This window comes from Micrococcales bacterium (assembly GCA_009784895.1).
In the GTDB taxonomy this organism is placed as follows: domain Bacteria; phylum Actinomycetota; class Actinomycetes; order Actinomycetales; family WQXJ01; genus WQXJ01.
Map to the genome: position 1 here is coordinate 1 of WQXJ01000061.1, position 9,894 is coordinate 9,894.

Annotated in this window: 14 protein-coding genes; 4 read left to right on the forward strand and 10 right to left on the reverse strand. The window is 61.1% G+C overall.

All coding sequences use genetic code 11. The annotated features are described in order from the left end of the window. Nucleotides 1-176: 176 nt before the first annotated feature. The 5 genes from FWD29_08980 to FWD29_09000 all read right to left on the reverse strand — a co-directional run bounded on the left by FWD29_08980 (nucleotide 177) and on the right by FWD29_09000 (nucleotide 2,419). Complete coding sequence (locus FWD29_08980) at nucleotides 177-629, reverse strand: DUF3788 domain-containing protein (protein MCL2804063.1); 453 nt, start codon at nucleotides 627-629, stop codon at nucleotides 177-179. Nucleotides 630-815: 186 nt separating this feature from the next. After that, a complete protein-coding gene (locus FWD29_08985) occupies nucleotides 816-1,085 on the reverse strand; it encodes a type II toxin-antitoxin system RelE/ParE family toxin (protein ID MCL2804064.1) in 270 nt (89 codons plus the stop codon). Further along, a complete protein-coding gene (locus FWD29_08990; GenBank protein ID MCL2804065.1) occupies nucleotides 1,082-1,363 on the reverse strand; it encodes a ribbon-helix-helix protein, CopG family in 282 nt (93 codons plus the stop codon). Before FWD29_08990 ends, FWD29_08985 begins: the two co-directional genes overlap by 4 nt. A gap of 115 nt (nucleotides 1,364-1,478) precedes the next feature. Then, entirely contained in the window at nucleotides 1,479-1,778 is a 300-nt protein-coding gene (locus tag FWD29_08995; GenBank protein ID MCL2804066.1) for a hypothetical protein, read from the reverse strand. After that, complete coding sequence (locus tag FWD29_09000; protein MCL2804067.1) at nucleotides 1,775-2,419, reverse strand: hypothetical protein; 645 nt, start codon at nucleotides 2,417-2,419, stop codon at nucleotides 1,775-1,777. The genes FWD29_08995 and FWD29_09000 overlap by 4 nt, the downstream gene beginning before the upstream one ends. Before the next feature lie 481 nt (nucleotides 2,420-2,900). Here FWD29_09000 and istA point away from each other — a divergent pair, with 481 nt between their 5' ends. Then, on the forward strand, nucleotides 2,901-4,442 hold the full coding sequence (gene istA / locus FWD29_09005) for an IS21 family transposase (GenBank protein MCL2804068.1): 1,542 nt from the start codon (nucleotides 2,901-2,903) through the stop codon (nucleotides 4,440-4,442). Next, entirely contained in the window at nucleotides 4,439-5,182 is a 744-nt protein-coding gene (locus FWD29_09010) for an ATP-binding protein (GenBank protein MCL2804069.1), read from the forward strand. Before istA ends, FWD29_09010 begins: the two co-directional genes overlap by 4 nt. Before the next feature lie 147 nt (nucleotides 5,183-5,329). Here the strand turns inward: FWD29_09010 and FWD29_09015 are convergent, their stop codons facing one another. Beyond that, a complete protein-coding gene (locus tag FWD29_09015; GenBank protein MCL2804070.1) occupies nucleotides 5,330-5,545 on the reverse strand; it encodes a winged helix-turn-helix domain-containing protein in 216 nt (71 codons plus the stop codon). Nucleotides 5,546-5,598: 53 nt separating this feature from the next. Here FWD29_09015 and arr point away from each other — a divergent pair, with 53 nt between their 5' ends. Then, on the forward strand, nucleotides 5,599-6,012 hold the full coding sequence (gene arr / locus FWD29_09020) for an NAD(+)--rifampin ADP-ribosyltransferase (GenBank protein MCL2804071.1): 414 nt from the start codon (nucleotides 5,599-5,601) through the stop codon (nucleotides 6,010-6,012). A 402-nt stretch (nucleotides 6,013-6,414) separates the two neighbouring features. Here arr and FWD29_09025 read toward each other — a convergent pair whose 3' ends face one another. The 4 genes from FWD29_09025 to FWD29_09040 all read right to left on the reverse strand — a co-directional run bounded on the left by FWD29_09025 (nucleotide 6,415) and on the right by FWD29_09040 (nucleotide 8,601). After that, the gene (locus tag FWD29_09025; protein MCL2804072.1) at nucleotides 6,415-6,957 is read right to left on the reverse strand and encodes a hypothetical protein; all 543 of its coding nucleotides are present in this window, start codon (nucleotides 6,955-6,957) and stop codon (nucleotides 6,415-6,417) included. A 99-nt stretch (nucleotides 6,958-7,056) separates the two neighbouring features. Beyond that, nucleotides 7,057-7,311, reverse strand: coding sequence for a hypothetical protein (locus FWD29_09030; protein MCL2804073.1), 255 nt, complete (start codon nucleotides 7,309-7,311; stop codon nucleotides 7,057-7,059). Then, nucleotides 7,308-8,384, reverse strand: a complete 1,077-nt coding sequence (locus FWD29_09035; GenBank protein ID MCL2804074.1) for a type IV toxin-antitoxin system AbiEi family antitoxin domain-containing protein — start codon at nucleotides 8,382-8,384, stop codon at nucleotides 7,308-7,310. Before FWD29_09035 ends, FWD29_09030 begins: the two co-directional genes overlap by 4 nt. Nucleotides 8,385-8,421: 37 nt before the next feature. Continuing rightward, a complete protein-coding gene (locus FWD29_09040) occupies nucleotides 8,422-8,601 on the reverse strand; it encodes a hypothetical protein (protein MCL2804075.1) in 180 nt (59 codons plus the stop codon). A gap of 409 nt (nucleotides 8,602-9,010) precedes the next feature. Here FWD29_09040 and FWD29_09045 point away from each other — a divergent pair, with 409 nt between their 5' ends. Next, nucleotides 9,011-9,781, forward strand: a complete 771-nt coding sequence (locus FWD29_09045; GenBank protein MCL2804076.1) for a hypothetical protein — start codon at nucleotides 9,011-9,013, stop codon at nucleotides 9,779-9,781. The last annotated feature ends 113 nt before the right edge of the window (nucleotides 9,782-9,894 follow it).

Consider the following 9,894-nt stretch of genomic DNA (forward strand, 5'->3'; position numbering starts at 1 on the left):
GTATCCGCATGTATCCAATCTACAGCGGCTAGCAGCCGCTAGCGACACGCCACGCCGCCACTAGTTCAGGTTGAACACCAGCTAAACCACCGAAAACCCACACCCCACCACCCGAAAGACGGGAGCCCGGCGATTACGAAGACCGTGACGGTTACCCAGACTGGGCCAACGGGTGATTACTTTACAGACGCACGGAAATCGACCAGGGCGTAGAGGTCGTCGAATTGCTCATCGGAACGGACATCGAAGACCAGTGGAAAGAACTCCAGTTTCCCCATTTGCTTCGCGGTCTTGACCATGTCCATTACCTCGTCGCTGAGCTGAAGGTCCTCCAATGCGAGCCGAGCCTTTTCAGGGATGTAGAAGCTCAGCCTGAAGAATCCGTCCCAGATAGACAGCCAAAAGGTGGTGACTTCTTTGGGGGTTCCGCGGCTGGTGGTCCATTTGTGGAGGGCTTTGCCTAGCCAGGATTTGCCGTCGTTGTAGTAGCGCCAGGTCACTTCGACATTGTGGCTCTCCAGCCCTCCGACGAATCTGACGAAGGCGTCATTGGCGGCGCCAAGGCTTGCGGCGATGACGTCGCTAGTCGGCTCCACGGCGGAATCGCGGAGCAGTTGGAGTGCGTCCATGTCCTTCCGTTCTCACATCGATGAAGATGGCGTCGCTCCCAGACTTGCGGAGGCGGCCGAGTAGCCACTCCCTCTCCTTGGCTGGAACCTCGCCGACCAATTGGTTGCCCAGCCTAGTCAAGCCTGGCCGGTCTGGATTGGGGGTCGATGACGGAGATCAACACCGAACCCGCACGACTCTTCGGCTCACCGGTCATAAATGTCGCTGCGAGGGCCCATTTCAATTACGAGTACCACAAGCCGTTCATCCTGGATGTCGCAAATGACGCGGTAGTCGCCAATGCGGTACCTCCACAGCCCGGCTAGTGGTCCGGTTAGGGATCGACCACGCTGTCGTGGATTCCCAGTGCCAACCACGGCCACAAGGGCGTTTCGAATGCGGCGCGCAATTGGCGGATCAGCTTTGCGTAGCCAGCGGACAACTTCTGGGTCATACTCCAACCGCCACTTGGTCATGCGACGGAGGTCAAATCGTCATCAGTTGGGGCAACTCCCTCTAGTCCAAGTAGCCGATCCACCTCCACACTAGAAACAGCCGTGACTTCACCGGCTCGGTGGGCCCGAGCCCTGTCTGCTACGCGGTGTTCCCATTCCAGAGAACCCAGATCACGTTCGAGTATTTCGCGGACCACATCACCTTGGCTGCGGCGGGTTTCTTTGGCCAAGACGGCGATGCGCTGGCGAAGATCATCTGGCAGGCGGACAGAGACAGGTGGTCCTAGAGTCGGCGTCATGTAAACATTGTACACATCGTACTTGGGCTGCCCCCAATAGCGCACGGGCAGCCCGCCGCTTCCAGTCCCAACAGGCGGATACCGCGACCGTTTAATCATGGGCAAGCCGCTGGCGCTAAATGAGATTCGACGCCGCGCCGCCAGGTTTGTCCGGGACTGGCAGGATTCCCCAGGCGAAGAACGCCAAGACGGCCAAACCCTTGTGCGCGACCTGCTTCAGGCCTACGGCATCACAGACATCAGGGGGTGAATGGTGAGCTTTTGGCTGACTCGGCACATTCACCGTGCCCTCGCCGGTATGCAAGTAGACGGCTTGTGCGCCAACCATGATGAGATTGTCCAGGTGGTCGTGCAGTGCCTCCAAAGCGTCGAGGAGGACGCTGCGTGCGGCCACGTATTCGGGCGAGGTCATCATGGCTTCCAACCTGGGTCGGCCTTGGCCAGAGCGTCCATCAATGCCTCCGCCTGCTGCGGATAGCGGCCTGGCAAGGTGAGCAAGTTAGCTAGCACCAGCGGAAGTGGCGCAACGGGGATTCCGCGGACGATGGCGGGTTCCCCAAGCCAGGCACTGTCCTGGGGGTCGATCAGAATGACGTTCGCAGCAGGAGCGACCATAGGCTGCCAACCGGCCGCCCCGGCGACATCGGCGATTCCAAACGTGTAGCACATGACCTGAGTCTCAGGCGCGAGGTGGGCAACCTTCTGTGGTAGGTAGGCGCGCACCGCCCTTAGCCCAGTGAAGGCGACATTTGCGCGGACTCTGATCGCCGACACAGCGCTGTGAGGGGTGCCGACAAGTATGGCGGCAACAGGCAACACGATGAGGCCTGCGAGTCCTCTTGATTCAGCTACTTTGCGGGTCGCCAGCAGGCCTGTCAAGGATGATCCGTCATGGATCGTCGGCTTGGCTTCGACGGCGAAATCGATACTATCCCTAGCGGCCGATGTGACACGCAGGGCCGCATCTAGTCGCAGATCGTCGCCGGGTTTCCACTCGGCCTTTATCAGCTCGGCTTTCCAGCCATTAGGCAGCGCTGCCCCAAGTGAGGCGATCATTGCCTCCAGCCTTTCCTGAAGCGCCCCATTTCCCAACATGGGAAACATGCCATTTCGGGAAACACCAGAAGTCAACGCCGCGTCGCGGCAACTTCTCTGGTGGGTGGACCGCTGCTACCAAACAACCCAAGCCACCTTGAAACCCTGGCGGACCATCTTGCCGTCGACCCCGTCACCGGGGAACCACCCTTCTAAACCACTACCTTGAAGGAACACTCATACACCACACCAAGGCACTCGACCTGCCAACTCAACTGGAACTCAGCGGAATGCCGTCATACATACTCTTGGGTTCAGTCCGCTGGATATTGCGGCTTGGGTGGGCCGGTGATCTGGCGAGACTGAGCCACTGGTCTGGTGGCGAGTGAGCCAGCGTGCTCGTGGTCTTTGGTCCTGGCGTTTGTGCCCGGTTGGTGGTTCTGTCGAGCCCGCCTGTCCCCGTCCGGGAGCGGGCTGGTTCGAGTAGGGAGGAATCACCTTCATGGTGGTCGATTACAAGAGGATTCTGCAGATGAGCGCCGCGGGCGTGTCTCAGCGTGGGATCTCGGATGTGACCTCGTTTTCGAGGAACACGGTGGCGGCGGTGCTTGGCGCCGCCAAGGCTAGGGGCGTCGTCTACGACGACGTCGCGCGGATGGAGCCGGCGGCGGTACGCGAGATGCTGTTGCCGAAGCAGACCAGGGAGTCGGGTCGCACGCCGCCCGACTTCGCTGAGGTCCACAAGGAGTTGGCGCGGCCGAACGTGACGTTGCAGTTGTTGTGGAACGAGTACGCGGTACGCACCCGGCTGGCTGACGGGGTGCCGTACTCCTACACCCAGTTCACGCATCTGTACCGGACCTGGGTCAAAGTCACCGGCGCCACGATGCGTATTGAGCGTAGGCCTGGCGAGCGGATCGAGGTGGACTGGGCCGGGAACACGATGACGTTCATCGACCCAGGCACCGGCGCGGCCCGCACAGCCGATTTGTTCGTGGCGGTGTTGGCTTACTCGGTGTTCTACTACATTGAGGCGTTCGCAGACATGGCGTTGGAGTCGTGGATCGAGGGCAACGTGGCCGCGTTCGAAGCCTTCGGTGGGACGGCCAGGTTCTTGGTCCCGGACAACCTCAAGACCGGTGTGACGAAGGCTGATCGGTACGAGCCGGTGCTCAACCCCGCCTACGCCCAGATGGCCGAGCATTACGGCACCGTGGTGATGCCCGCCCGCGTGGGAGCTCCCCGCGACAAGAGCGCTGCTGAGAACGCGGTGCGGCACGGCGCCAACGCGGTCTCCGCGGCGCTACGCCACCGCCGGTTCGTCAGCCTGGCCGAGTTGAACGAGGCGATAGCCGAGCAGGTCGAAATGCTCAACGCCAAGCCGTTCCAGAAGCGGCAGGGCTCGCGGGCGGAGGTGTTCGCCGCCGAGGAGGCGCCGGTGTTGAATCCGCTGCCTGAGACACGGTTCGAGATCGCGTCGTTGAAAACGGCCAAGGTGGGCCCGAACTACCACATCCAGGTCCTGACGAATTTCTACAGTGTGCCGAGCACGCTGATCGGCAAGCAGTTGGACGTGCGCGTCACATCGCGCCTGATCGAGGTGTTCGACGGGCCCACCCGTGTCGCCTCTCACACTCGGCTGAGGGAGGTCAAGGGCCGCTACCAGACCCTGCCCGAGCACATGCCCGAGGCGCACCGCGCGCAGTCCCAGGAGTGGAGCCCGGGCAGGTTCATCTCCTGGGCCGGTGAGATCGGTCCCAACACCCAGGCGGTGATTCGCGCGATCTTGGGCTCGAAGAAGATCGTGGAGCAGACCTACCGCTCCTGCCTGGGGGTGATGAGCCTGGCCAAGAAGACCGGCGGCACCCGGCGACTGGAGGACACTTGCGCCAAGGCCCGTGAGGCTTCAATCAGCCCGTCCTACACCCTGGTGCGCCGATTGTGGGCCACCTGGGAGCCGGTCCCGCCGCCTGCCAGGTCGTTGGGAGACGCCGGGTTCGTGCGCGGCGCGGCCTACTACGCCGGGCAGGAGGACGGGCGATGATCGACATCGAAACCCGCGACCGGCTCAGAACCATGCGCCTATCGGGCATGGTCGACTGCCTGGACCGGCTCTCCGGGCCGGGCGTCAAAACCGGATTGACCGTGGTGGAGGTCATAAAGCTGATGACCGACACCGAATGGGACCGGCGGCGCAACTCCAAGCTCACGCGCCTGCGTCGCGCCGCCGACCTTGCCCAACCGGCCGCTGACGTCGCCGACATTCGCGTCATCACCGACAGGGTCGTCGACACAGACCTCATCGCACGCATGCAGACCGGCGCATACATCGACCGCGCTGAGGATCTCATCTTGCTTGGCCCCACCGGCTCAGGCAAGACCTACATCGCCTCGGCGTTGGGAAACAAGGCCTGCCAGCAACACAAGACCGTGCTCTACCTGCGCACCGCCGACCTGCTAGACCGTCTCGCCGCCGCAGAACGCGCTGACACCCGCGGCGCCACTTTGGCCAAACTGGTCAAGATCAACCTGCTCATCCTTGACGAATGGCTGATCTGCCCGCCCACGGTCGACCAGGTCCGTAACCTCCACGCCCTGATCGAGCGGCGCACCGGGAACGGTTCGACGATCTTCTGCTCGCAGATCTCGCCCGCTAAGTGGCACGACCAGATTGAGGAGAAAGTAATGGCCGACGCGATCATCGACCGCATCACCGCCAACGCCCACAAGATGACACTGACCTGCACAGACTCCCTGCGCAGGCACTTCAAGCCCATCAAGTAGGCCGCACGGACAAGGTGAGCCATACGGTGGGATGGCTCACCACACCGGCGCCCTGGCTCACTCCAACCCGGTGCCCTGGCTCACTCGCCACCAGACCAGTGGCTCAGTTTCCCGGAAGTATCCAGTCCGCCACGATGTTCCGCCGAATCATGCCCCACTGTCTTTCGTCTGGGACGCCTGCCACTTCGCCGACTTGGCGTAGCGATTTCCGATTGGTGCGACTAGTCCTGCTGCTTCGAGGGCGCCTAGATGTTTCTTGACAGCCTGTCGAGTAACACCTAGGGCACCTGCTAACTCAGCGGCGGGCCTTGGACCGGCCTGGAGGAAGGCAAGCACTTCAGTCTGCCGGGGCGTCAAAAACATAGGCGCCACCCGTTGCCTCATCCAGGTCGGTGAGCAACTGTAAGCTCGGACAGGTGAGCCAACCCGTCACCGATAAAGGGCCGTTCTACCACGGCACCAAGTCCGTTCTGCGGCCAGGTGGCCTTCTGGAGCGAGGCCGCCCCTCCAACTTTGGGACTCAGCAAAAGGCCAACTATGTCTATCTCACCGCCACCCTGGATGCCGCCATCTGGGGAGCCGAGTTGGCCGTTGGCGAGGGACCAGGCCGCATCTACCAAGTCGAACCGACCGGTCCCATCGAAAACGACCCCAACCTCACCGACCAACGATTCCCTGGCAACCCGACCCGCTCCTACCGAACCCGCGATCCGCTGCAAGTCGTTGGAGAAGTCACCAACTGGGAGCCGCATCCACCCGAAGTTCTCAAAGCTATGCAAGACAACCTTGAACGCCTCAAGGTCGAGGGCGTCGAAGCGATCAACGAGTAGCTGATGGGCCACTAGAGGTGAATCACGGCACGCACTTCTAGAATCAGGTTGGCTCAATGCGGCAGTGCGTGACCAAAACGTGGCTCGGTCCGTCTCCATGAACCTCTCGCTCATGGGGAAACCGCTCTGGCCAGGACCATCAGAGCCACACATGGTCGGGCTGGCCGGATTTGAACCGGCGACCCCTTGGAGCGAACAAGGCGATTTTTTGAGGTTCCAATGAGTGCAAAATAGTGCTGTTGACCAGCTACTATGCCTGACTCTGGGTTCGCCCTGATTCTGTAAGATTCGGCCAAATCTGGCTGAAAGTGGACAGTAAATGGACACCGAATCGGCTGATTTGTATTGGGTTCAAATCTCTTTGGAGCCAGGTGGAACCCGGTGGGCTTGGATGGAACCCGGCTAGTGCCAAGTCTGCGTCTCGGCGTGCCAGTTGCCGTCGGCTTCGCCACTGAGCACGGGATCGATGAACTTGCCCATGAGCGCCCTGGCAGCGGTGATGTTGTACGGCTCAGCAGGTGTGTTCTTCGCCAGTTTGGCATAGGACGTTCCCCACGTCTCGGGGACTGCGAATGTCTCAGGCACGTCGAGGCGGCGAAGACGGCATTCGGCGACGATTGCTCCGCTTAGGTCCGGTGCGGCCATGGTCTGGGTGACGGCTACGACCACCAGGTCTACCAAGTCCTTCTCCCGGCTGGACGGCTCACCCAGATAGTCGGCAATCGTCGCGCAGAACTTGTCGGCTACTTGATTCACCACTAGATACAGCCGGTAGGGCACAGTGATCAGCTTCGGCAGTGCAAGCCGGTTTGCCGGTTCTGCGACGGTAGTTCCTTCGGTCGCGCCAACATGCGTTGACAGGTCAACTTTGATGGTTGCCACTACTTTGTCGCCCAGGAAGGCATCAAAGGACGCGCAACCCTTCGAGGTAGGGCTGTATGTCATCATCCAGAATGTCGTGGTGCTCACGGTAAGTAAAAACGAAGAAGTCGCCCAGGTCTATGGCGGCGGCACGGAGCAGCTCTTCGAGTGACTGGTCCAGGCCTAGCCAGAGCGATAGAGATCAGCATCGAGGGTACGGCGAGCGTTGGGCACGCGGGCAAGCATCCAGCTACCACCTTTGAGTACCCAGCCAGAGTCTTCGAAGAACACCCGGCACAAGAATCGGTCGTAGTATGTCTGGCGGATCATGTCTTCCACAGGCCGTGTCTGGTCCTGCTTGTACGCACTCTTGGCGGCTCCTTTGATAGCCATTTCCACCGCGCGCCAGCCATGATGCTTCTCCAGAGAGTCCGTCATGATGTCTCACTCTCTTTATCGGACTTGCTGCTGGACGTGGCAGTACGGGCCACCGCCAGCGGTGGCTTCATACGCCCCGACGCCTCCATCAGTTGCCGCCTCCTTCGGGAGTCCAGTTCAATGCGCGGCATCGGGACCCTGGCAAGACTCTCCTGAATACTCTTGATGGAGGCCATGGCTTCTGGAGTCATCACCGGCTTCATCTGGGATACGGCACGAGCGATCTTAGACAGGGCCGGTGCAATCGTTAGAGTCAGAGCTTGCTGCGACTCTATGAGTTGCTTCAGAACAGTACTGCTGGCGAGTGCCACAGCCGTCGATTGCGCTGTGGCAGTCACGGCTTTGAGGACAGCTGGATCGACTGTCTTGGCATACTCATCAAGAATCTTCCCCGCCAGCGGAGTGGCTACCACCGCTTTGGCCAGCGATTCCATGTCACGCCGGGCAAGCCTTTGAAGCTGGGCATAGAATGCCTGACCGTCGCCGCTCCTGAACCCATATCGTGCTGCCAGAGGCGACAGCAGTGCCACCATCCGGCCAGCGTCGATGCTCGTTACATCAGCAAAGACATCCGCGACAAGCGACTTGTCCATTCTTTCTTCCAGAAGGTCCGCGATGGTCTGCTCGGGCGTGGTGATCGGCAGTCCCTCCCGCCGCGTGCTGGCCTCCGCAGGCAGTTGCCTGACTCTAAAGACGAGTTCATGACGTTGCGTTTGACGGCGCTTCGGAACGGTGAACTGGTACGGCTCTGGAACCAGATCACCCAGCCCCAGCAGGTAGGCGGCGGTCGCGCCCGAAGCCACTGCATCAGCTGGCTTGCTGGTTAGACGCTTTTCTGCGGTGAGCTTTGGGCTGATTGAGAGCCAAGCTGCCTTCACGGCGTCGAACCGCCCGGTCGGCGCTCCTGCATTGCGGTAGATGCCTTGGCCGATACGCTCAAGGTGCCCTTGGTCGGCCAGACGGGATAGCTGGAGGCGCGTGATCCCGCAGGTGGCTGCCTGGGCTGTCGTGACCATGGCCCACTGGCTCGCAGTGAGGTCACTCAGCACACTAAGAGCATCCGTCGTTTTCATACTTGGATTGTATCTGCCTATTTGGTACATATCAAGCTCACATGCCCATCGCGGGCCGCGTGGCCGGTGGCCGGGCTAGCTGTTGCAGCACATCGGACACGTCAGGGGCCCGGTGAGCTTTGGCGATGTAGTGAGTCTTGGTGACCGCCGTGTCGGAGTGACCAAGTTGGGCGGCGGCATGGTCTGTGGCGCGTTTCCTATCCAACAGTGTGGCCACCGGGCGGAAACTGTGCGGGGCGCCCCATTCGAAGCCGGTGCCCGCGATGGCGTCACGCCACTGGCGACGGAAGGCGTTCGGCGAGCGGAACGAGCCAGATGTGGAAGGGAATACAGGGTCGTCTGGCGCAGGCCACCACGCCAACACTGCCTACGTCGCTACCGACGTGGTCGAGGGCGACACTGACCGCCCAGCCGGTCTGCAAAGCGTGGCGATTCGGCCGGCCAGCATCGATCACCAGTTTGGTGGGTTCACGTCGCCGATCTCGTAACTGGAACACGGCAACGGCGCCTCTGAGGCCGCGTACAGGTCAAATACGCCTGAGGCCCCAGCATCCAGTAGGCGGCTTTCCTTGCGTTCTGGCCTGCCAATACGTGGCTCTGCAGGGAGATGCCGGTAGCGTCTAACCATGGCCACGCCGCTTGCGCTCAACGAGATTCGGCGGCGTGCCGCGGGGTTTGTTCTGGACTGGAAGGACTCTCCCGGCCGCGAGAAACAGGATGGTCAAGACTTTGTGCGCGCCTTGCTGCAGGTTTACGGCATCACCAACAGGCGGGCCAGGCTGTTCGAGCACCAGGCGGAGCGGCTTTCGACGGGCAACCAGGGCTACATTGATGCCCTGATTCCTCCTAGCGATGACCGGCCTGGCATGGCAGTGGAAATGAAATCGGCCGGCCAGGACCTGGCTGTCGCTAAAGAACAGGCCTTGGACTATTTGGACAGTCTCACAGATGAAGAGATGCCTCAATACATTCTGACCTGCGATTTCAAATGGTTCCGGCTGTTTGACATGGAGGTGGCCGATACCGAAGACGCGTTTGAGTTCCCGCTAGCGGACTTCCCCAAGCATGTCGAAAGGTTGGCGTTCTTGGCGGGCTACGGCATCGGCGCCCCCACCGCAGCGGAACAGGAAGCCGCCTCGGTCAAGGCCGCGCGTCTGATGGGTGGCCTATTTGAGGCCATGGAAGATGGCGGCTACACCGAGCAGGAGACCTCCGTCTTCTTGGTACGCACCTTGTTTTGTCTTTACGCCGATGACGCGGGCGTGTGGCAGCGCGGCATGTTCACCCGTTTCCTCAAAGAGCGCACCCGTGAAGACGGCAGCGACCTGGGTCCGCAACTGGCGCTGCTCTACCAGGTGTTGGGCAAACCATTCGAAACCAGGCAAAAGTGGGGTTGACCCCGTTTGCCGGACAGTTCTTAGTTTCATTATCCGGCTCTACCCATGAGCCGTTGCTCGTAGCCTAGTGGCGACATGTAGCCGATGGCGGAGTGACGCCGCCGGGCGTTGTA